At 62.6% G+C, this 22,002-nt stretch carries 20 protein-coding genes; 16 read left to right on the top strand and 4 right to left on the bottom strand.

What is annotated here, in order from left to right; genetic code table 11:
• Window positions 1-23 precede the first annotated feature (23 nt).
• The gene (locus tag AC1RT2_RS22325; protein ID WP_493105429.1) at window positions 24-1,259 is read left to right on the top strand and encodes a cysteine desulfurase-like protein; all 1,236 of its coding nucleotides are present in this window, start codon (window positions 24-26) and stop codon (window positions 1,257-1,259) included.
• 61 nt (window positions 1,260-1,320) lie between these two features.
• Complete coding sequence (locus tag AC1RT2_RS22320) at window positions 1,321-2,142, top strand: helix-turn-helix transcriptional regulator (RefSeq protein ID WP_444798137.1); 822 nt, start codon at window positions 1,321-1,323, stop codon at window positions 2,140-2,142.
• Window positions 2,143-2,181: 39 nt separating this feature from the next.
• On the opposite strand, the gene AC1RT2_RS22315 is transcribed toward AC1RT2_RS22320, so the two are convergent.
• Window positions 2,182-3,294 (bottom strand): aminotransferase class I/II-fold pyridoxal phosphate-dependent enzyme, encoded by a 1,113-nt coding sequence (locus tag AC1RT2_RS22315; protein WP_493105427.1) that lies wholly within the window; start codon window positions 3,292-3,294, stop codon window positions 2,182-2,184.
• 185 nt (window positions 3,295-3,479) lie between these two features.
• Here AC1RT2_RS22315 and AC1RT2_RS22310 point away from each other — a divergent pair, with 185 nt between their 5' ends.
• The 5 genes from AC1RT2_RS22310 (at window position 3,480) to AC1RT2_RS22290 (ending at window position 7,277) form a co-directional block, all read left to right on the top strand.
• A complete protein-coding gene (locus AC1RT2_RS22310) occupies window positions 3,480-4,292 on the top strand; it encodes a transporter substrate-binding domain-containing protein (protein ID WP_493105425.1) in 813 nt (270 codons plus the stop codon).
• Window positions 4,293-4,358: 66 nt separating this feature from the next.
• Window positions 4,359-5,054, top strand: a complete 696-nt coding sequence (locus AC1RT2_RS22305) for an ABC transporter permease (protein ID WP_493105423.1) — start codon at window positions 4,359-4,361, stop codon at window positions 5,052-5,054.
• A complete protein-coding gene (locus tag AC1RT2_RS22300; RefSeq protein WP_069063136.1) occupies window positions 5,051-5,743 on the top strand; it encodes an ABC transporter permease in 693 nt (230 codons plus the stop codon). Before AC1RT2_RS22305 ends, AC1RT2_RS22300 begins: the two co-directional genes overlap by 4 nt.
• Complete coding sequence (locus tag AC1RT2_RS22295) at window positions 5,743-6,480, top strand: amino acid ABC transporter ATP-binding protein (protein ID WP_069063135.1); 738 nt, start codon at window positions 5,743-5,745, stop codon at window positions 6,478-6,480. The genes AC1RT2_RS22300 and AC1RT2_RS22295 overlap by 1 nt, the downstream gene beginning before the upstream one ends.
• A gap of 8 nt (window positions 6,481-6,488) precedes the next feature.
• Window positions 6,489-7,277, top strand: a complete 789-nt coding sequence (locus tag AC1RT2_RS22290) for an inositol monophosphatase family protein (protein ID WP_493105420.1) — start codon at window positions 6,489-6,491, stop codon at window positions 7,275-7,277.
• A 98-nt stretch (window positions 7,278-7,375) separates the two neighbouring features.
• On the opposite strand, the gene AC1RT2_RS22285 is transcribed toward AC1RT2_RS22290, so the two are convergent.
• A complete protein-coding gene (locus tag AC1RT2_RS22285) occupies window positions 7,376-8,260 on the bottom strand; it encodes a sugar phosphate isomerase/epimerase family protein (protein ID WP_493105418.1) in 885 nt (294 codons plus the stop codon).
• Window positions 8,261-8,290: 30 nt separating this feature from the next.
• Entirely contained in the window at window positions 8,291-9,256 is a 966-nt protein-coding gene (locus AC1RT2_RS22280) for a Gfo/Idh/MocA family protein (protein ID WP_493105416.1), read from the bottom strand.
• Between the two features lie 163 nt (window positions 9,257-9,419).
• Between AC1RT2_RS22280 and AC1RT2_RS22275 the strand changes: the two genes are divergently transcribed.
• Window positions 9,420-10,244 carry a helix-turn-helix domain-containing protein gene (locus AC1RT2_RS22275; protein ID WP_069063131.1) on the top strand — a complete coding sequence of 275 codons (825 nt, stop codon included), beginning with the start codon at window positions 9,420-9,422 and terminating at the stop codon, window positions 10,242-10,244.
• Window positions 10,245-10,275: 31 nt separating this feature from the next.
• Here the strand turns inward: AC1RT2_RS22275 and AC1RT2_RS22270 are convergent, their stop codons facing one another.
• Window positions 10,276-10,965: a hypothetical protein gene (locus tag AC1RT2_RS22270; protein WP_069063130.1), complete on the bottom strand. Its 690-nt coding sequence runs from the start codon at window positions 10,963-10,965 to the stop codon at window positions 10,276-10,278.
• A 400-nt stretch (window positions 10,966-11,365) separates the two neighbouring features.
• Between AC1RT2_RS22270 and AC1RT2_RS22265 the strand changes: the two genes are divergently transcribed.
• The 8 genes from AC1RT2_RS22265 (at window position 11,366) to AC1RT2_RS22230 (ending at window position 21,977) form a co-directional block, all read left to right on the top strand.
• Window positions 11,366-13,168 (top strand): thiamine pyrophosphate-binding protein, encoded by a 1,803-nt coding sequence (locus tag AC1RT2_RS22265; RefSeq protein ID WP_493105413.1) that lies wholly within the window; start codon window positions 11,366-11,368, stop codon window positions 13,166-13,168.
• 94 nt (window positions 13,169-13,262) lie between these two features.
• Window positions 13,263-14,576: a histidinol dehydrogenase gene (hisD, locus tag AC1RT2_RS22260; protein WP_069063128.1), complete on the top strand. Its 1,314-nt coding sequence runs from the start codon at window positions 13,263-13,265 to the stop codon at window positions 14,574-14,576.
• Window positions 14,577-14,638: 62 nt separating this feature from the next.
• The gene (locus AC1RT2_RS22255; protein ID WP_069063127.1) at window positions 14,639-15,886 is read left to right on the top strand and encodes an ABC transporter substrate-binding protein; all 1,248 of its coding nucleotides are present in this window, start codon (window positions 14,639-14,641) and stop codon (window positions 15,884-15,886) included.
• Between the two features lie 67 nt (window positions 15,887-15,953).
• Entirely contained in the window at window positions 15,954-16,847 is an 894-nt protein-coding gene (locus AC1RT2_RS22250) for a carbohydrate ABC transporter permease (RefSeq protein WP_069063126.1), read from the top strand.
• On the top strand, window positions 16,840-17,715 hold the full coding sequence (locus tag AC1RT2_RS22245) for a carbohydrate ABC transporter permease (protein WP_493105410.1): 876 nt from the start codon (window positions 16,840-16,842) through the stop codon (window positions 17,713-17,715). The genes AC1RT2_RS22250 and AC1RT2_RS22245 overlap by 8 nt, the downstream gene beginning before the upstream one ends.
• Window positions 17,716-17,719: 4 nt before the next feature.
• Window positions 17,720-18,820 carry an ABC transporter ATP-binding protein gene (locus AC1RT2_RS22240; protein ID WP_493105408.1) on the top strand — a complete coding sequence of 367 codons (1,101 nt, stop codon included), beginning with the start codon at window positions 17,720-17,722 and terminating at the stop codon, window positions 18,818-18,820.
• A gap of 8 nt (window positions 18,821-18,828) precedes the next feature.
• Window positions 18,829-20,331: a GMC oxidoreductase gene (locus tag AC1RT2_RS22235; RefSeq protein ID WP_493105406.1), complete on the top strand. Its 1,503-nt coding sequence runs from the start codon at window positions 18,829-18,831 to the stop codon at window positions 20,329-20,331.
• Window positions 20,328-21,977 (top strand): GMC family oxidoreductase, encoded by a 1,650-nt coding sequence (locus AC1RT2_RS22230; protein ID WP_493105404.1) that lies wholly within the window; start codon window positions 20,328-20,330, stop codon window positions 21,975-21,977. The genes AC1RT2_RS22235 and AC1RT2_RS22230 overlap by 4 nt, the downstream gene beginning before the upstream one ends.
• Window positions 21,978-22,002 lie beyond the last annotated feature (25 nt).

Raw genomic sequence — 22,002 nt, 5'->3', positions numbered from 1 at the left:
CAGCATTCTGCAAAGAGGCCCCTATGACCGCCTATCCCATCGAGTTGATCCGCGCCTCCTTCCCCGCATTGGAGAATTCCAGCACCGCCTTTCTCGACAACCCGGCCGGAACGCTCGTTCCCAAGGTGGTCATCGATGCCGTAGCCGAGGCCATGGCGACGGCATCGTCCAATCTCGGCGGACGGTTTGCCGCCTCGCAGCGGGCGGATGCGGTCTGGCGCGCGGCGCATGAGGCGGCGGCGGAATTCGTCAATGCCAACTCCTGGCAGGAAATCGTCATCGGCCCGAACATGACGACGCTGGCCTTCCAGATGGGACGGGTCATCGGCCAGACCTTTGCGCCGGGTGACGAAATTATCGTCACGCGCATGGACCATGAAGGCAATGTCTCGCCCTGGCTCTCGATGGCCGAAGCTTATGGTCTTGTGGTGAAGTGGCTGCCGTTCAACAAGGAAACTTGGCGCATCGAGCCAGAAGACCTCGCCGCCCTCCTGACGCCGCGGACAAAATTCCTCGCCCTCAACTATGCCTCGAACATGACCGGCAGCATCAACGACGTTGCCGCACTGACGGCCGTGGCGCGGGCAGCGGGTGCGCTTGTCTGGATCGACGCGGTGCAGCTTGCGCCGCATCGCCTGCCGGACGTGCAGGCGATCGGCTGCGATTTCCTCGTCTGCTCCTCCTATAAATTCTTCGGCCCGCATCTCGGCGTGCTCTGGGGACGCGAGGCGCTGTTGCGCTCGCTGCCGCCGCACCGCGTGCGCTGCCAGAGCGACGACATCCCGGACCGCTTCTGCACCGGCACGCCGCAGACCGAGCTTCTCGCCGGGCTCACCGCGACGATCGACTATCTCGCCTGGGCGGGCGAGATGACGGGGAGTTCAGGCACGCGGCGCGAGCGGATGGCGGGCGCCTATCAGGCCTTCGACGCCTATGAGGCGGGCCTGACCCGGCGGCTGATCGGCGGACTGACGGCGCTGCCGGGCGTCCGGCTGGCTGGCATCGCTAATCCCAACCTCTTCGCCCATCGCGTGCCGACGATCTCGTTTACACATGACCGCATCTCGACCCATCGCTTCGCCGATGCGCTGGCGGCCGAGGACATCAATGTCTGGTCCGGCCACAATTACGCGCTGGAGCCAGCCCGCCATCTCGGCCTGTCCGAGGAGGAAGGTGTTGTCCGTATCGGTATCGCTCACTACAATACCGCCGAGGAGATCGAGCGCACGCTTGCGGCGATCGACAAGCTTGTCGCCTAGAGCTGGCTGTCGTAAGGGGTATAAGTAGCCGTTTTCCTTCGGGAAACTCACGGATGGACCCATGACCGAAACAGTCGCCGCCAGTTGGGTCGAGCCCTTTGCGCATGCGCTCGACCGCTACGACCAGCCTGACGGCGCTGCGGCGCTTCTGGCGGCCATCGGTTCCGTTGCGCGCTTCCAGCTGGCCTTGTCGGTGGTTCATCGCAAGAATGGCGGCCCGAGCTACGTCTTCGACACATTCTCCGGCCAGCGGGCGAAGCGCGCAGTGCAGCTCTTCATCGCCGGTACCTATCTGCTCAATCCGTTTTACAACGCCTATCTCGCCGGCCTGCCGGCGGGCATCTACCTGATGCGGGATCTCGCGCCCGACGACTATCTCGGGTCCGACCTCTATCGCGGCCTCGACATCCGTCGCCACGAGGATGAGGAGTTGGGCTACCGTACTCACGGCTGGCCGGAAGGCATGGAGGAGTTACTCATCGCCATGGACTTGCCGGGCGGTGAAATGGCGGAGATCAGTCTGTCGCGCATCCGCAGCGAAGGCGGCTTCGACGCGGCGTCCATCGCCCGGCTGCGCGAGGCGCATCCGCTGATTGCTGCGGTCTTCCGTCGCCTCTGGGGGCACCTTTCGCGCGGAGAAACCCCTCCACAGGCTCGCCCGATCGACCATCTTTTCAACGATTTCGGCCGTGATCTTTTAAGCCCGCGAGAGCGCGAGGTGGCCCTCCTGATCCTCAAGGGCCATTCCAGCGAGTCGATCAGCTATCACCTGGGCATTTCGATCGCGACGGTGAAGACGCATCGCCAAAAACTCTATGCCAAGCTCAATCTGTCCACGCAGCAGGAACTGTTCTCCACATTCCTGCGCAGCCTCAATCTTTGAGGCGAGGAGGGCGAACCGGGTTCGCCCTCCTCTTCTCGTTCAGCCCTTGAGGTTTTCGCGGATGGCGGCAGAGATGGCGGCGAGGCCCTTGCGCAGTTCGTCCTCGGTCGGCCAGGCATAGCCGATGCGGAAATGCCGGTCGTTCTGCTCGAACCAGCTGCCGCGGCCGACATAGGCCTGGTGGCGGCTGTAGAGGCTGTCATGGAAGCCGGCGAGATCGATATTCGCTGACGGCACGATGCGCGGGAAACAGACGCAGCCGCCCGACGGTTCGATCCATTCGACGAGCGGTTCGGAGGCGATCCAGTCCTTGACGATGGCGAAGGCGCTGGCGATGCGGGCATTGTTGAAGGCGAGCCATTCCGTGCGCTGGCTGAGCGCGACATAGGCGATGTATTCGTCGACCATGCTGCCGGAAATGCCGATCTGTTCGCGGGCGGCAAGGAAGGTTTCCATCAGGGCGGCGTCACGCGTGATCAGCCAGCCGATTCGGATGCCGGGGATACCATAGGTCTTGGAGAGCGAGGAAACGCTGATCACCCGATCGGACAGGCTCGCGGCGACCGGCAGCATCGGGCCGGAGGTCATTTCGCGGTAGGTCTCGTCGAAGAGCAGTCGGGTGCCCTTGCGCTCGATGAGGGCTACCAGCGCCTTCAGCTCGCTCTCGGAGATCATCACGCCCGTAGGGTTGTGCGGATAGGTGACCGAGACGTATTTCGTCTCCGGCCGGATCGCCGCCTCGATCGCCGCGAGGTCGAGCCGGTAGCGGGTCTCGAAGGTGAGATCGACGATGCTCATGTCGGCGCCGATGGTGCGTGGCGTTTCGAGGTTCGTGGCATAGTTTGGCCGGACCACGACGATGTGGTCGCCTGCGTCGAGCATCGAGGTCGCGATGATGAAGAGCGCGCCCGCAGCGCCCGCTGTGACGAGCACGTCGTCGGCCGCGAGGCCTTCGCCAGTGCTGGCGATCTGCGCGCGCAGGTCCGGCGCGCCGCGGTGGTCGCCGTAGCACAGCAGGATGTCGTCCAGCTTGAGGTTGAGCTCACCCAGGCGCCGGTCGGCGACCGAACTTTCCGACAGGTTGTAATGGATCGTGTCGTAGCCAAGCTGTTCGGGCGATTCCAGCTCGATGGGCATGCGGACATATTTCATGGGGCTCTCCTCTGGCCTGTATAGGACAGGGCTAGATCAACCGCCCGTCACATTCTATCCACCCCGAGGGTGATGGCTGCCATCATCCCTTGGGTGGATTTCCTCCCCATGTTTGCCGGCGCATCGTTCCCCCTCGCCGGTGTGAGGACCGTCGCAAGGACTGACCAAACAAAAAGGGGAATGCCATGAAAATCGTAATCGGCCTGTTATCTGCCGCAATCGTCGGACTTGCTGTTGCCATGCCCGCCCGTGCCGAGACCCTGCGCGTCGGCATGGAATGCACCTATGCGCCGTTCAACTACCGGACGCCCGAGGGCGAGATGGCCGGCTACGACGTCGACGTCGCCAAGGGTATTGCCGAGCGTATCGGCGTTGATCTCGATTATGTCTGCCAGGAATGGGACGGCATGATTCCGGCGCTGCTTGCCAGCAAATTCGACCTCATCGTGGCCTCCATGTCGATCACCGAAGATCGCCAGAAGAAGATCGACTTCTCTATCCCCTACCGCGTGTCGGTCGGCCGTATCCTCGGCTCGAAGGACGCGGCTCTGAAGCTTTTCGACGATGCCGGCAAACCGATCCCGGATGCCTTCAACGGTCTGCGCTTCGGTGTGGAGCGGGCCTCGACCTACGCGAAATGGGTGGAATCGAAACTGCCGGGCGCGGAAGTCGTGCTCTATGACGGTGCCCAGCCGATGCTGCTCGATCTCCAGAACGGACGTGTCGATATCGCCATCACCAATCCGATGAAGGCCTATCTGGACTTCCTCAGCAAGGAAAACGGCGCGGGCTTCCAGTTCGTCTCCCCGCCGATCGACGAGGTCGAATATTTCGGCCCGGGCGTTGGCGTCGGCCTGCGTAAGGGCAATGACGCGTTGCTTGCCAAGATCGACACGGCGCTCGCGGAGATGATCAAGGACGGCTCGCTCGAAAAATACAGCCTGAAATACTTCCCCTTCTCCATCCAGCCGGCAAACTGGAAGGGCGTCGGCCAGTAAACATGACCTCCGAGCGCCGCGCGAGCCGCGGTGCCCGATCTACATGCAGATTATGGAGGTATCGCTATGTCGCCACTTGACGGCTGGTGGGATGATTTCTTTTTCGGCCTGGTGACGGTGTTGCAGGTCTTTTCGGTGTCCCTGGTGATCGCGGTCGTCTGCGGCCTGCTCGGCGCTTCGGCAAAGCTTTCCAAAAGCCGCATCCTGCGCGGCATCGCCCAAGCCTACACCATCGTGTTTCGCGGCGCGCCGGAGCTGCTTTTGCTTTTGCTCTTCTATTTCGGCATGGCAATCGCGCTCACCCAGGTGGTTCAGCTTTTCGATCCTTCGGTGAAGTTCATCGATCTTCCGCCGTTCTGGGCAGGGTCCATCGCCATCGGGCTGATCGTCGGCGCCTATATGACGGAGACGTTCCGCGGTGCCTTTCTCGGCGTAGACCGCGGCCAGATCGAGGCGGCGCGGGCGCTGAGCCTAAAGCGCCACCAGATTTTCCGCTATGTGCGCCTGCCGCAGATGTGGCGGCTTGCCCTGCCGAACTTCGGCAACCACATGCTCTCCATCATGAAGGATACGGCCCTCGTCTCCATCATCGGCCTCGAGGAAATCCTCTTCGTCGCCAAGATGGCGAACTCCCTCATACACCGCCCCTTCCTGCTCTACATGACCGTGGCCCTGATCTATCTCGCGATAACGACGGTAATCACCTTCGCCGTCGGATGGCTGGAGGTGCGCGCCAACCGCCATCTGAGAGGTGCCCGATGAGCTTCGACCTGTCGCTGATCGCCTCCAGCCTGCCGAAGATCCTGCAGGGGCTCGGACTGACGCTCAACCTTCTTGTCGTCTCCACCCTGTTCGGGCTGGTGCTCGCCGTCGGCATCCTCTTGATGCGGTTGTCCCGCCGCGCCTGGCTGGTCTGGCCGGCGAGGGCCTATATCTACTTCTTCCGCGGCACGCCGCTGCTCGTGCAGCTCTTCGTCATCTATCACGGCCTGCCGCAGTTCGGCTTCATCCGGCAGAGCGTATTCTGGCCGATCCTGCGCGATCCTTACTGGTGCTCGGTGATCGCGCTCTCGCTCAACACGGCCGCCTATGTCTCGGAAATCTTGCGTGGCGGGGTGCTCGGCGTCGACAAGGGGTTCATCGAGGCGGGCAAGGCGCTCGGCCTTACCAAGTTCCAGAGGACGACCCGCATCACCGCCCCGCTCGCCGTCCGGTTGGCGCTTCCCGCCTATAGCAACGAGATCGTCTCGATGCTGAAGTCGACCGCGCTCGCCTCCACTGTCACGCTGATGGAAATGACGGGCGTCGCCCGCACCATCGTCGCAGACACCTTCGCCCCTTACGAGATCTTCATCGCCGCGACGATCATCTACCTGGTGCTGGTCTGGATCATCCAGACGGCCTTCACGCTGATCGAAACCTACGCGAACCGCCATGTGAGAAAGACCTGATGGCCGATATCATTGTCCTCGAGAAGATGAACAAGTTCTACGGCACCTACCAGGCGCTGAAGGACGTCAATCTGACGATTGCCAAGGGGGAGAAGGTCGTGGTCTGCGGGCCTTCGGGTTCGGGCAAATCGACCATGATCCGCTGCATCAACCGGCTCGAAGAGCATGACAGCGGCCGCATCCTCGTCGGCGGCGAGGAGCTGACCAACGACGAGAAGAAGATCGATCTCGTGCGCCGCGAGGTCGGCATGGTGTTCCAGAGCTTCAATCTCTTTCCCCACATGACCGTGCTCGAGAACCTGACGCTCGCGCCGCGGCTGGTGCGCAAGATGGCGAATGCGGAAGCTGAGCAAATCGCCATGAAGTACCTCAACCGCGTGCACATTCCCGACCAGGCGCACAAATATCCCTCCCAGCTTTCCGGCGGCCAGCAGCAGCGCGTCGCCATTGCTCGGGCGCTTTGCATGAACCCGGAAGTCATGCTCTTCGACGAGCCGACGTCCGCCCTCGATCCGGAAATGATTTCCGAGGTGCTCGACGTCATGACCGACCTTGCCCGCGAGGGCATGACGATGGTCTGCGTAACGCATGAAATGGGGTTTGCCCGTTCGGTCGCCGACCGCATCGTCTTCATGGATAGGGGCGAGATCGTCGAGGTCTCTACCCCGCCCGAATTCTTCGCCTCCCCGAAATCCGAGCGGGCCCGCACCTTCCTCGGCCAGATCCTTGCCCATTGAGAGCTGACATGACCGACAGTACCGAAACCTTCCTCGCCTTCTCCGAAAAGCTCGCCGACAGCTCGCGCGCCCTTCTTCTGGCCGCCGCTGCGGAAGTGCCGCGGGTCGACCTGAAACAGGATGCGAGTTTTGTCACCGCCACCGACCGTGCCGTCGAGACGCGGCTGCGCGAACAGATTCGCGCCGCCTTTCCCGATCACGGCATCATGGGCGAGGAGTATGGCAGCGAGCAGCTCGATGCCGAATTCGTCTGGGTGCTAGATCCGATTGACGGAACCGCCGCCTGGGTCGCCGGCATCCCCGTCTATGGCACGCTGATTTCTCTGGCGCGTGGTGGCAAGCCGCTGCTGGGCGTGATCGACCTTCCCGCCACCGCCGAGCGCCTGACCGGTATTTCCGGCCGCGGCGCGTGGCACAACGGAAAACCGATCCGCTGCCGCAAGGGCACGGCGCTTTCCGATGCCTACATGACCTCCTCGAACCCCCGCTTCGTGCCTGAGGCGGACCGAGCGCCCTTTGCCCGCCTCGACGACGCGGTGCAGTTCACCCAGTACGGCGGCAGCTGCTACAGCTATGCCTGCCTTGCCCGCGGCCGCACCGACCTTGCCGTCGATGCCGGTTTCGACGCCTACGACCTCTTCGCCCCGACCGCGATTATCGAAGGTGCCGGCGGTATCGTGACTGACTGGCAGGGCCAGCCGCTCGACCTAGCCTGGCAGGGTCGTGTAATCGCGGCCGGCGACCAGGCGCTGCACGCCGCTGCACTCGAACTCCTCGGTTCCCGAACATCTGGCTGAGGACTTCGGAAGGTTCTACTGTTCTCTGTCTCCACCGAGGCTCTGTTGGGTCTCGGTCTGGGGCTCGCTATTAACCGCATCATACGCAGCGGTGCCCGTCATGCCGGGATCAGGCGCTCCATGAGGGTCTTGAGGTCCCTGGCGACGGCGAAGCTGTTGTCCTGATGTTGCCGGTTGCAGAACAGTTCGCAGCTCCACCAGCCGTCATATCCGGTCGATTTTACGGCATCCACCCAGCTCTGCAGGTCGAGAACGCCCTGTCCGGTGGGAACGTCGCGCAGCACCGGTTCGTTCGGGATGCCGCCGGCATAGGGCAGGGAATCACACAGATGCACGCCGTAGATCAGGTCCTTATCGAGGCGTGCGATCCGCTCCGGCGTGTCTCCGGATGTGTAGGCGTGCCAGAAGTCGATGACGATCCGCACATTGTCGCGCTTGCACCGGTCATGGATGCGCAATTGCGCGTCCATGGTGTTGAGCGGTGTCCAGGACAGCGCCTCAAGGTAAACGAGCAATCCATGTGACGCAGCGATATCCGCGACCGCCTGAAGATTGGCCGCCGTCAACTCGCTCTGGTCGTCCGTCGGCAGGTCGACAAGGCCTCGGTAAAGCTCGGGATAGCGTGTCGAAGCACCGGCCTCGAAGACCCGGATGTCCAGCGGACCCGTAATGGCTTCTATGCCTTTCGCGCCAGCCGCCGAGGCGAGTGCACAGAGGTCTTCGGCCTCGCGCAGCATCTGTTGACGGGCATCCCCCTGCCGTTCGAGGTCGATCAGGAAGCCGATGCCGGGCAGGAAAAGGTGACCAAGACGCGCCTTCAAATCCTGCGCCGCGAAGCCGGCATCGAGAAATGCCTTGATCTTGTTGCCGGAGGTTTCGAGGCCGTCGAAGCCAAGGCTTGTTGCGATCTCGATATCGATCGCCAGCGTGTTCGGCTTGGAAGCCATCGAATGTAAGATGAGCTGGTTCTGGGTGCGGGGCATGGCTTTGGATCTCTCGTGTTCGGGGGTGCGTCACTCGCCGCCGGCGGCGAGAGGACGTTTTTTTTGTGCCGCCCGGACCGCCTCTGCGGTGCGCAGAGCGATGACGTTGTCGTCGCCGAGCGACATCCATGTCGCGGGGTTCTGCGGCAGGGCGAGGAAGGCCTCTATCGTCGGGACGTGCTGGTCGCGGTCGCGCACCGGGATGAGTTCGTTGCGGCCGTTCAGCCGGCGCACCAGTGTGCCGGAGCCTTTCCCGCTGAGTGTCCCGTGCGCGATGAGCGTTCCGCGATCGCCGGCGAGCATGACGGTGCTCTCGAATTCCGCGGTGGTGAAACTTTCATAACATTGGAAGATCGCACCACCGGACATCCCGATCGCATAGGACGACTGGCCGGCCTCGGTGCCCGGTGGCGTGGCCGAGAGGGCTGCGACCGTCGCCGGCTCCTGGCCGGTCAGGAACCGCGCCAGGTCGATGCTGTCGACGGACAATTCGAGAAGCGCATCGCTTCGATCGGCACTCTCGTCGAGGTGGCGGTTCGGCGGGGGCTGGTAGGGCGCGCCGCGGGCGATGACAAGCGACTGCAATGTGCCGATCTCGCCGTCCTGCAGCAACCGGCGCATGGTCTGATGGGGCGCCAGCGTGCGAAAGGGCTGGTTGAGCGCGAGAATGATGCCCGCCGTCTTGCACCCGTCGACGAGGCTGGTGGCCAGGCGGCTCGTGCCGGCAATCGGGCCGTCGCAAAGAACGTGTTTACGTTCCGCCGCGGCCGCCAGGATGTAGTGCTTGCGACGGTCGCGAACCGCGCTGACATAGGCAAATCCGACGCGCGGATCCTGCAAGGACCGCCGGGCGTCGACCGCGATGCCGGGGATTTGCATGTCCTGCGAAAAGTCCGTCGCATAGTGCCTGTTCCGGCTGACGACCCACAGGGGCTGATGTCCGGCCGAACGGATCGCCGCGACCATGTGCTCGGTTGCGATAGTGCCGGTACCCATGACCGACCACCCAAGTTCTCGCCTGGAATGCACGTCGCGTCCTCCTCTTTGTCACCTCGAGATTGAACTGCCGCCGCGCGCTCTACAACTTCGCAGGCGATTGAAGTCATTAGCGATATGAAGTAAGTTGAGCGTCACAATGCGTCACATATCGGGGATTGGAATGGATCAGCTGGGACGAGACGGCGCTGCGCTGGCGGCAAACCTGAAAACGCTTTGCGAGCAGCACGGCTCGGTCGCGGCCGTCTGTCGCAAGATCAACGTCAACAGGCAGCAGTTCAACAAGTACCTGTCCGGCGCCCATATCCCGTCGGCCACCAATCTGCGGATCATCGCGAACTATTTCGGCCTCAGCGTGCCGATGCTGTTTACGGACCCGGACGAGTTCCGCACGCTGGTGGAAGGCAATTTCTTCCATGCCATGGCGACCGCGCGCCAGTTGCCGGAGTTTTCGCGTTTCGTCTCGGAGATGATCGTCGAGAACAATGCCGACCACAATGATATCGTGGGGATTTACGACCGCTACCAGTTCTCCTCGATCTACAAAGGGTTTGTGTTGCGGTCCGCGCTCTGCATCTATCGCAACAAGGAGTTTCTGCAGCACTATTACGTCGAGCGGTTCCCGAGCTTCGACGACCCGAAGAAGACGGAGTATGTCTTCAAATATTACGGGTTCTGCTTCCCCTTGGCCGATCGCCTCTTCACAGCGGATTTCGAGGGCATCCAGTCGAACGAACTGACGTTCGGCGTCTATGCGCAGGTCAAGCGGAACTCCAAGAAGTTCATGTTCGGCATTTCCAGCGGCATTGCCGCGACGGTCTTTCGCCAACCCTATTCCACGAAGGTCGCGCTGCACTACCGAGGTCCAGGCTTGCTGCGCCGCGAGCATCTCAAGGACCTGACGGTCTTGGACCGCAATGACCCCGCGATCCCGCGCGAGGCGTTGCAATATCTCGGTGACGGATCGGATATGATCCAGATGAGCTGAGCCGAAGCGCCGGCATCGGCCGGCGCTTTCATCAGGGGTGAAGCTCGACGGCGAGCCAGACGCTGTCCGTGTCCGCATAGTAGCGGTGCCACGGATAGGTCCACTGGTTTTCACCTGTCACCCGGCAGAAGGGATCGTGCGAATAGCCGATCGGCATCACGACATCCTCATAAAGGGTCGCCGCGTCACGCTGCTTGAACTTCTGCATGCGGCCCAGCCCGTGGATCTGCGTGTGCGTTTCCAGGAAGGGGTGCTCGTTGTGAATGAAGCAGTCGGTATCGCCGGGTGACCACCAAAGATTGAGCTTCATCGTGAAGGTTTGCGGTGCCTCGGCGCTAGCGCGCTCATTGGTGAAAACCCGCGGATCGATGGTGACCGTTCCGATTTCGTCCTGCGGCGATATGTAGAGCGGGGTGTCGCGCGGGAAGCTGCGGATCCTGTTACCCAGCCAGTCCCAGCCGCGGAACATGCAGCCGCCGAGATTGGTCGGCTTGATGACCTTGATGATCACAACACGCTCCGCCGACCGGATGCGGCCACCCTTCAGCCAGGTGGACTTCCACGCCGGAACGATCGCGGGATGCTCATTGCCCGTTATCATCGGGGACGGGCTGATATTGACCACGACGGCATCGGCCACATCGTAGTCGGAAACGTTCTCAACCAGCTGAGCGGAAATGAAGTCGTCCGCGAAGGCGAGGTCTCTGGTAAGGTTCTGCACGGTGGTGCCCCTGAATTCTGCAAGTGTCCCGGTAGAGCAAGCCACAGGGTGCGTCCGGGAGAAAGTGCGCGGCGCATTTTATTTATTCGCATCTTGGCGCGATGGCTGCTTCATAGTGCGAATGGACATGTGTTTCACTCGGGATTTCGGCCGCAAGCGTCGGCGGATAATCGTTCCTGTTTCACTTTCTGAAATCGGCCGAGCGAGCCAGGGCACGGCCTAGCCTTCAGCGGGTTCTGAAGCGGAAGCACGCGTGTTCTGCGTCAGGTCGCGTCAGCGTTTCGATTGATGCGAACTTGCGGCTTGCCCCGTCCCATCGAACAATAAGCCCATCGCTGGAAGAGCTCCAATCGTTTGGTCTCCGGCACAGAACGATAACGAGATTAAAGAGGGTCGATCCATGAAACTGACAGGTGGCCAAGTCGTCGCGAAGGCGCTCAAGGAATATGGCGTCGAGTATGTTGCCGGCGTGCCGGGTCACGGCATCTGGTCGTTGTTCGACGCGTTCCTGCAGGAGGGATCAGAGATCCCGTTCATCCAGGTGATGCATGAACAGAGCGCCGTCCACATGGCCGACGGCTACTACCGCGCCTCAGGCAAGCCGATGGCATGCTCGACCTCTGTCGGTCCGGGTGCCGCCAACACGATCATCGGTCTGGCGACCGCCTATTGCGACTCCACCTCGCTGTTTTATGTCTCCGGTTCGCCGCAGACCTATATGCATGGCCACGGCACCATGCAGGAGCTGGAGCGCCAGCAGGATAACGCCTTCCCGCGCATCACCGAGCAGGTGACCAAGCGCGCCTGGCAAGCAAATTCGGTGCAGGTCCTCCCAAGCATTATGCATCGTGCCTTCAGCGAAATGCTGACGGGCCGTCCCGGCCCGGTTCATGTCGAAGTGCCGATGAACGTGCAGGTCGAGGCCGCTGACGTCACCATTCATCCGCTCCAGAAGCGGCTGCCGGTCGGTATCGCCTATCCGGACCCGAAGGCCATCGAGGCCGCGGTGAAGGTGCTGATGAGCGCCGAGCGTCCGGTCATCGTCGCGGGTGGCGGCGCGATTACCGCGAATGCGTCCGCTGAACTGACGCGTCTCGCCGAAAAGCTCGGCGCCGCCGTCTCGATCACCTGGAACGGCAAGGGCGCCATTTCAGAGGATCACGCGCTGTTCATCGGCGCCGTCGGCCAGACGGGCACAACCTGTGGCAACACGATCACCGCATCCGCCGACGTCGTCGTTTCCGTCGGCTGCCGCTTCACCGACTGGTCGGCGTCGTCCTATGCCAAGGGCGTCTCCTTCTCGATCCCGTCGGCCAAGCTCATCCATATCGATCTCGACCCGCGCGAGATCGGCAAGAACTACGAGACGGAAGTCGGCATCGTCGCCGATGCGAAGGTGACGCTGGAGGCGATCCTGTCGCTGATTTCCGACGCGGACTCGCAGAAGATGCTGTCGCGCCGGGAAACATTCGTTGCCGATGTGCAGAAGGCGAAGGCCGATTGGCGCGCGCTGGTCGAACCGCGCGAAAACAGCCAGGAAACGCCGTTCACCTCGCAGCGTCCGCTGATGGCGCTGCGCAAGGTTCTCGATCGCAACGGCATCGTTGTCGTCGGTTCCGGCAACACGCAAGGGGCGGTCAAGCAGAGCTTCCCGATCTACGAGCCACGCACCCACCTTACCTCCGGCTCCTATTCGCCGATGGGCTGGGCGGTGCCGGCTGCACTCGGCGCCAAGCTCGCCTGCCCGGATCGCCAGGTCTTCGCCATCGTCGGCGACGGTGACTTCATGATGTCGCTGCCGGAAATGGGCACGGCCGTCATGAACGGCATCAACGTGGTGTTCCTGGTGCTCAACAACCAGGGCTACATGTCGATCCGTGGTGGGCAGCGCAAGTTCATGGGGCGCCACATCGCCTCCGAGTTCAATCATCACGCCGGCAACGGTGCGCCCTACTCGGCCGATATTACAGCCTCTGCCCGTGCCTTCGGCCTCCAGGCGTGGAAGGTCGAGAAGAACGAGGACCTTGAAAGCAGCCTGAAGGCGGCGCTGGAATGCGGCGGCCCGGCCCTCGTGGAAGTGATCGTCTCGCGCGATGCCGCCGGCCCGTTCGCCACCGGCTGGTGGGACTTCCCGTCGCCGGCCTACTACGAAAAGGAGCAGGCCGCATACGAAGACATGCGCGCCCGCGAACAGCACCTCTAAACATCCCGAGCAGGGGAGGCGCGAGCTTCCCTTGCCCTCCCAAGACCCTTGATAGCGCGGCGCCGACGGCGGCCGTGAACGAAGAGACTTTGTCATGATCCGGCACATCAAAACAGCCAAGGCTTCCATCGAACAGGGCGGTGCCGACAGCGCAGTCACCAAGGCGGTCGAGGGCCTTCTTGCACAGGTCCGGGACGGTGGCGACAAGGCGGTTCGCGCGCTTTCAGTGCAGTTCGACAAGTTTGACCGCGACTCCTACCGGCTGACGAAGCAGGAGATCGAGGCCTGTATCAACGCGCTGACGGTCCGGGAGCGAGAAGACCTTGATTTCGCGCAGGACCAGATCCGCCGGTTTGCCGAAGCGCAGAAGGCCGCTCTGAAGGATATCGAGATCGAGACGCTGCCGGGTGTCGTGCTCGGTCACAAGAACGTGCCCATCCAGAATGTCGGCTGCTACGTGCCGGGCGGAAAATACCCGCTGCTGGCATCCGCCCATATGACAGTGCTGACGGCGCGCGTTGCCGGCTGCGAGCGGGTGATCACCTGCGCGCCGCCCTTCCAGGGTAAGATTGCCGACAAGATCGTGGCTGCGCAGGCGCTTGCAGGCGCTGATGAAATTTACTGCCTTGGTGGCGTCCAGGCGATCGCCGCAATGGCCTACGGGACTGAAACGATCGCTCCGGTCGATATGCTGGCCGGCCCCGGCAACGCCTATGTCGCGGAAGCCAAGCGGCTTCTCTTCGGCCGCGTCGGCATCGACCTCTTCGCCGGCCCGACAGAAACTCTGATCATCGCCGACGACAGTGTCGACGGCGAACTGGTGGCGACCGATCTGCTCGGCCAGGCCGAACACGGTATCAACTCGCCGGCGGTTCTCATCACCAATTCGGAGAAGCTGGCGCGCGATACGCTTTCCGAGATCGAGCGCCTGCTTGACATCCTCCCCACAGCGGCCGTCGCCGGCAAGGCCTGGGAAGATTTCGGCGAGATCATCCTCTGCGACACGATCGAGGAGATGCTGGCGGAAGGCGACCGCGTGGCCTCGGAACATGTCCAGGTCATGACCCGTGACCCGGACTACTTCCTCGACAACATGAAGAACTACGGGGCGCTGTTCCTGGGTGCCCGCACGAACGTCGCCTTCGGCGACAAGGTAATCGGTACCAATCATACGCTGCCGACCAACAAGGCCGCCCGCTACACCGGTGGCCTCTGGGTCGGGAAATTCCTGAAGACCTGCACCTATCAGAAGATCCTGACCGACGAGGCGTCCGCAATGATCGGCGCCTACGGCTCGCGGCTCTGCCTGATGGAAGGTTTTGCGGGACATGCCGAGCAGGCCAACATCCGCGTGCGCCGCTACGGCGGCCGGAACGTCGGCTACGCGATGCCCGCTGACCCTGTTTAACAACCGCGCACAAAAGCCCGCCAAGGGCTGCGCTCAAAAACCCAACCAGAGAGGACCAACTCATGTCGAAATTTATAGCTGCCGTTCTTGCGGCGACCATGCTCGTGCCCGTTGCGGCCCGTGCCGAAGGCGAGATCGAAGTTCTGCACCACTGGGTCTCGCAAAGCGAGGTCGACGCCCTCAACGTCATTCGCAAGGAACTCGAGGCCAAGGGCTTCACATGGAAGGATTCCGCCGTCGGCGGCATGAGCGGTGCGAACGCGCAGCAGGCACTGCGCTCGCGCCTTACGGCGGGCAACCCGCCGGGCGCCATGCAGTTTCTCGGTTGGGAAGGCGTGCAATGGGCGGAGCAGGGCGTTGTTCGCGACCTGAACGACCTCGCCAAGGCCGGCGGCTGGCGTGAAGCGCTCGCGCCTCAGCTCCTGCCGTTCGTGACGTCGGGCGACGCCTTCATCGCGGCCCCGATCAACATGCACCGCCAGAACTGGGTCTGGGCCAACAAGAAGATCTTCGACGATGCCGGCATCGCCGTTCCCAAGTCGTGGGCGGAACTGATCACGGCCGGCCAGAAACTTCAGGAGAAGGGCATCGTTCCCATCGCGATGGGCGATGAACCGTGGCAGATCGGGATCATCTTCGATGCCCTCCTGTCGGACGTCAACGGCCCGGAATTCTACCAGAAGACGGCGATCGACCTCGATCCGGAAGCGCTCGGCAGCCCGGAGATGGTCAAGGTGTTCGACACGCTGCGCGAAGTGCGCGGCCTCGTCGACAACAACTTCGTCGGCCGCGACTGGGCGGTTGCGACCGGCATGGTCATCAACGGCGAAGCCGCCATGCAGTTCATGGGCGACTGGGCGAAGGGCGAGTTCCTCGCAAAGGGGCTGAAGCCCAACCAGGATTTCTACTGCTTTGCGACGCCCGGCGAGGTTACGTCCTTCCAGTACCTGATCGACAGCTTCGGCACGTTCATCGTCAAGGATGAGAACGTGCAGAACGCGCAGACAGCGCTTGTCGAAACCATCATGGATCCGAAGGTCCAGAAGGGCTTCAACCTGATCAAGGGCTCGATCCCGGCCCGTAGCGACGTCTCGGTCGACGATTTCGACGATTGCGCAAAGCTCGGCTACCAGGAGCGTGCCACCGCAATCGAAAAGGGCAGCATGCAGGGCGCCATGACGCACGGTTTTGCCGCCAAGCCGGAATTCGCTTCCGTCTTCAGCGACGTCGCCGCGCAGTTCTTCGTCGGCACCATGAGCTCGGAAGATGCCGTCAAGATGCTGGTCTCCGGCATCGACAACGCTCGATAAGCCATACAGCCAATCGGAGGAGCCGCACCGCGTGGCTCCTCCCCATTACCGCCATCGGAGCTGACCCATGAGCGCCTCTACGCGCATGTCATCGCGATTGGCAGCCTGGCTTCCGCGCCTCGTCGTCGCTCCCAGCCTGCTCGTCGTCATCGTCACCGTCTACCTGTTCATTCTCTGGACGGGACTGATTTCCGTCACCTCGTCGAAATTCGTGCCGACCTACGATTTCGTCGGCCTTGAGCAATATATCCGCCTGTGGGCCACGCCCCGCTGGCACACGGCTGTCGCCAACCTGTTCATCTTTTCCGTGCTCTTCCTCGCGCTGTCGACGGGCCTGGGCCTGCTGATGGCGATCCTTCTCGACCAGAATATTCGTGCCGAAGGCGCTCTACGAGCGATCTACCTCTACCCGATGGCGCTGTCGTTCATCGTCACGGGAACCGCTTGGAAGTGGATCATGAATCCCGGCCTCGGCATCCAGCGGGTGGTAAACGACCTCGGCTGGATGGACTTCCGTTTCGATTGGATCACCAATCCGGACATGGCGATCTACACGGTCGTGGTGGCCGGTGTCTGGCAATCCTCGGGCTTTGCCATGGCGATCTTCCTCGCCGGCCTTCGCGGCATCGACAACTCCGTCATCAAGGCGGCACAGATCGAGGGCGCCACGCTGCCGCGGATCTATCGCCAGATCATCATCCCGATGCTGCGCCCGGCCATGCTGAGCGTGATCGTCCTGCTCAGCTACATCGCCATCAAAAGCTTCGACCTGGTCCTGGCGCTGACAAACGGCGGCCCCGGCACCGCAACCGAACTGCCATCGACCTTCATGTTCTCCGCCACCTTCCGGCGGAACCAGATGGGCGTCGGCGCGGCAAGTGCCGTGATGATGCTCATGACCGTCGCGGCGATCATCATTCCCTACCTCTATTCCGAGCTTCGGGAGAAAAACGATGGCTGAAGCACTCTCCCAATCCGGCAAGATGCGGCTTGGCCGTATCGCCATCTATGCCTGCCTGGTCATCGTCGCATTGCTTTACCTGATGCCGCTCTGGGTGATGGTCACGACATCGCTGAAACCACTCGACGAGATCTATGGCGGCTCGTTCATCGGCCTGCCCAAGGTGGTGACGCTCGATGCGTGGCGGGCAGCGTGGTCGCAGGCCTGCATCGGCACCGAATGCACAGGGCTGAAACCCTATTTCCTCAATTCGTTGCTGATGGTGATCCCGGCCGTGGCCCTTTCGACGGGCATCGGCGCCATTAACGGTTACATCCTGACGAAATGGAAATTTCCAGGCGCCAACTTCGTTTTCGGACTCATGCTGTTCGGCTGCTTCCTGCCGTACCAAGCGATCCTCATCCCCATGGCACGCACGCTCGGGCTGCTGGGTCTCGCCGGGTCCATTCCCGGGCTTGTCGCCGTCCACGTCTCCTATGGTATCTGCTTCACGACGCTGTTCTTCCGCAACTATTTCGTCTCGCTGCCGGATGAACTGACGAAGGCGGCGATGGTCGATGGTGCCGGCTTCTTCCGCATCTTCTGGAGTGTCATCCTGCCGACCTCGATCCCGATCATCGTCGTGTCCTGCATCTGGCAGTTCACGCAGATCTGGAACGACTTCCTGTTCGGCGTGTCCTTCACCTCCGGCTCCAGCAGCCCCATCACCGTCGCGCTCAACAACATCGTCAACGTGACCACCGGTCGCAAGCAATACAACGTCGACATGGCCGCCGCCATGATCGCCGCCATCCCAACCTTGGTCGTCTACATCGTCGCAGGTCGATATTTCGTCCGCGGCTTGACGGCCGGCGCCGTGAAAGGCTGAGGCTATGTCCACTCTAGAAATCGATCGCGTCCGCAAGGCTTACGGCCATCTCGAGGTTCTGAAGGAGGTTTCGATCTCCATCGGCACCGGCGACTTCCTCGTGCTGCTCGGCCCTTCCGGCTGTGGCAAGTCCACGCTTCTCAACATGATCGCCGGCCTGGAAACCATCTCGGGCGGCGAGATCCGGATTGCAGGGAAGGCCGTCAACGACCTCTCGCCGAAGGACCGGGACATCGCCATGGTGTTCCAGTCCTACGCGCTGTACCCGACGATGACCGTGCGCCAGAACATCGAATTCGGCATGAAGATCCGCAAGGTCGCCCAGGCCGATCGCGCCAAGGCCGTGAAAACCGCGTCGGACCTGTTGCAGATCACGCATCTGCTCGATCGCAAGCCGTCGCAACTGTCCGGCGGCCAGCGCCAGCGCGTTGCCATGGGCCGCGCGATCGTCCGCGAGCCAAAACTGTTCCTGTTCGACGAACCGCTGTCGAACCTCGATGCCAAGCTGCGCGTGGACATGCGCACGGAGATCAAGCGCCTCCATGCCCGCCTCGGCACGACGATCGTCTATGTCACGCATGACCAGATCGAGGCCATGACGCTCGCCACGCGCGTGGCGGTCATGAAGGACGGCGTCGTGCAGCAGATCGACGAGCCCCAGGCCGTCTATGACCGGCCCGCCAACGTCTACGTCGCGCGCTTTGTCGGGTCTCCCGCCATGAACATCGTGCCGGCCGTTCTGGAGGCACAGGGCTCGACGGTCACCGCCGTTGTAGACATCGCCAACCGACAGCCAGCCCGCATCGCGGGCATCGTCCTCTCGCCGGAGGCCGTGCGACGCTACGCCGGCAAGAAAGTGCTTGTCGGAATACGACCCGAGAATTTCTCGATCGCGAGTGGCGATATCCCTCCGTCGCTGACCATCGACTTCGACGTTGTCGAGCCGACGGGGCCTGACACGCTCGCCGTCTTCCAGCTTGGCGGCGTGGAGGTGACGGCCCGCCTTCCGCCCAAGCAGGCGCATGCAGGCCAGGAAGCCGCCTTGTCCGTCGATACGTCGAAGACCGTGCTGTTCGACATCGATACCGAAACGCGCATCGACTGAAAGACATCATGACCCAGACCGCAGACATCGTCATCATCGGCTCCGGCATCGGCGGGGCGTCCCTGGCGCACAGCCTGGCGCCCTCCGGCTTGCGGATCGTCATCCTCGAGCGCGGCGATTACCTGAAGGACAGTCCGGAGGCGCGTGACGATCGTGCGATCTTCCAGAAGGGTTTTTATCGGTCTTCGGAGGAGTGGCTGGGCACGGACGGAGAGGGGTTTCTCCCCGGCAATTACTACTATGTCGGCGGCAATTCGAAGTTCTTCGGCGCCGTCATGTATCGCTACCGGCGCGAGGACTTTGCATCACGGCCGCATATGGATGGAGCATCCCCGGGCTGGCCGATGTCCTATGAGGACTTGTCACCCTGGTATGATGCAGCCGAGAGCATTTTTCGGGTGCGCGGTTCGGTTTCCCGCGATCCGACGGAGCCGGCGCATGCCAAGCCCTACGTCTATCCATCGGTGCCTGACGAACCGTCGATCGCCGCCGTTCGTCGCCGGCTGGAAAAGGCCGGAATCCACCCGGCTGCCCTGCCGCTATCGATCGATATCGACGCGTGGCTGAAGCGGGCGCCGACGGGCTGGGATGCGTTTCCGAACACCGGCACCGGCAAGATCGATGCGGAGGTCGGTCCGCTTGCCAGCGCGCTCACCCATCCGAATGTCAGCCTCGTGACCGGCGCCTCCGTGACCCGCCTCGAAACGGACGAGACGGGCCGCCGGGTCGTGTCCGCCGTCTATGTGAAAGATGGGGTGGAGCAGCATATCTCGGCAGATCGCTTCGCGGTGGCGGCCGGCGCTGTGCAGAGTGCAGCGCTGCTCCTGCGCTCCGCCAGCAAGGCGCATCCGACCGGCCTCGCCAACGGCTCGGATCAAGTCGGCCGCAACTTCATGAACCACAACACGACTGCGATGCTGACGATCGATCCCTTCGCCGCCAACACTTCGGTCTACCAGAAGACCATCGCCTTCAACGATTTTTACAATGCGGACAACGAATACGGTGCCCCCCTCGGCAACGTCCAGCTTCTCGGCCACATCACGGGCAACATCCTCAAGGCCAATCTTCCCTTTCCGGCACCGACTTGGGTTGCCAGGCTCATTGCCCGCTATGCCTATGGCTGGTTCCTGACGAGCGAAGACCTTCCCAATCCCGAAAGCCGGGTGATGGTGCGCGACAACCGCATCGTCATGCACTGGATCCGCTCGAACATGCGTGCGCATGAGGCGCTGATCGCCAAGACGCGCGCCGTCATGCGAAAGGCCGGTTTTCCGATCGTGCTGACGCACACCTTCGGCCGCAAGACGACGTCGCACCAATGCGGCACGGCCCGCATGGGCAGCGACCCGAAAACCTCGGTCGTCGATCTCGATTGCCGCAGCCACGATGTCGAGAACCTCTACATCACGGATGCGTCCGTGCTGCCGACTTCGGCTGCCGTGAACCCGGCTCTGACCATTGCTGCCCTCGCGATCAAGGCCGGCAGCGCCATTTCAAGGGGGCAATGATGGGACTTCGAGACATGGGATCGGCGCGCTATGGCATTTCTCCCCGGCATCCGGATGAGATAACCACATTCGACTATATCGTGGTCGGCGGCGGCTCGACGGGCTGCGTCGTTGCTGCCCGGCTTTCGGAAGATCCCGCCGTCAACGTGCTCCTGCTGGAGGAGGGACCGCGCGACCGCAGCCCCTACATCCACATTCCCGGCGCCTACTACAAGACCGCGCAGGGCGATCTGTTGAAGCGCATTCCCTGGGAGCCGATGCCCGAGCAGGAGCGCTCGGAAACTCCGACGATGGTGCAGGCGCGGGTTCTCGGCGGGGGCAGCTCGGTCAACGCGATGATCTACATTCGCGGCGTGCCGTCCGACTACGAGCAATGGGTCGATATGGGCGCCGAAGGCTGGGGCTATGCTGATGTCCTGCCCTTCTTCAAGCGCGCCGAGGATAATAACCGCTTCTGCAACGAGGCTCATGGCGTCGGCGGCCCGCTCGGCGTTTCCGACATCGACTACATCCATCCCTTGACCCGCGCGTGGCTGCAAGCCTGCCAGCAGGCCGGGCTGCCCTATAATCCCGATTTCAATTCAGGCGACCCGGAAGGCTGCGGCCTCTACCAGATAACGGCCCGCAACGGTCGCCGCAGCTCCGCCGCGGTGGCCTACCTCAATCCGGCCCGAAAGCGGCGTAACCTGCGTGTGGAAACCGGAGCCATGGTCACGCGCGTACTCGTTGAGAATGGACGCGCCGTCGGTGTCGAGTGCGTGAAGGGCAAGCGCACCGTTGTGTACCGGGCCGACCAGGAGGTCGTCCTTTCCACGGGCGCGATTGCCACGCCGAAGCTCCTGATGCTGTCGGGCATCGGGCCTGCGGACCAGATCCGTCGGCAGGGCATCGACGTCAATGCCGATTTGCCGGGCGTTGGCCAGAACCTGCAGGATCACATCGAGATTTCGCTGGTCTACCAGCTCAATGGCCCGCACAGCTACGACAAGTACAAGAAGCCGCATTGGAAGGCGCTTGCCGGCCTGAACTATGCGCTGTTCCGCAACGGTCCCGCGTCCTCCAACCTCATCGAAGGCGGTGCCTTCTGGTGGGGCAACAGGGGCGAGGCGAGCCCGGATATCCAGTATTTCATGGTTGTCGGCGCCGGCATCGAGGAAGGTGTCGATGCGGTTCCCGGCGGCAATGGCTGCACGGTCAATCTCGGGCAGATCCGGCCGCGCTCCAGGGGAGAGGTCACACTCCTGAGCGCCGACCCGGCGGCACATCCGCGTGTGGCGCCCCGCTACTTCTCCGACCCTTACGATCTCGACGCGATGACCGAAGGGGCGATGGCCGCCATCGACATCATGGCGCAGCCGGCGATCGCGCAATTCGTGACGGCACGGCACGCTCCATCGCCGTCCCTCAAGACGCGCGAGGATATCAGGGCCTTCTGTGTCAAGGACGCGCATGCCGCCCTTCATCCTGCCGGCACATGCCGGATGGGTGGCGATGACATGGCGGTTGTCGATCCGAAACTGCGCGTGCACGGTATCGAGCGGCTTCGCGTTGCCGATGCGTCGGTCATGCCGACGCTGATTTCCGGCAACCCGAATTCCGTCTGCATCATGATCGGCGAGCGGGCCGCGGAGTTCATTCGTTCCTAGCGTGGTGAGGTTGCCGCACAAATTC

This window comes from Shinella sp. GW821-FHT11G07 (assembly GCF_058808115.1).
This window is presented reverse-complemented; position numbering and strand designations above follow the sequence as displayed.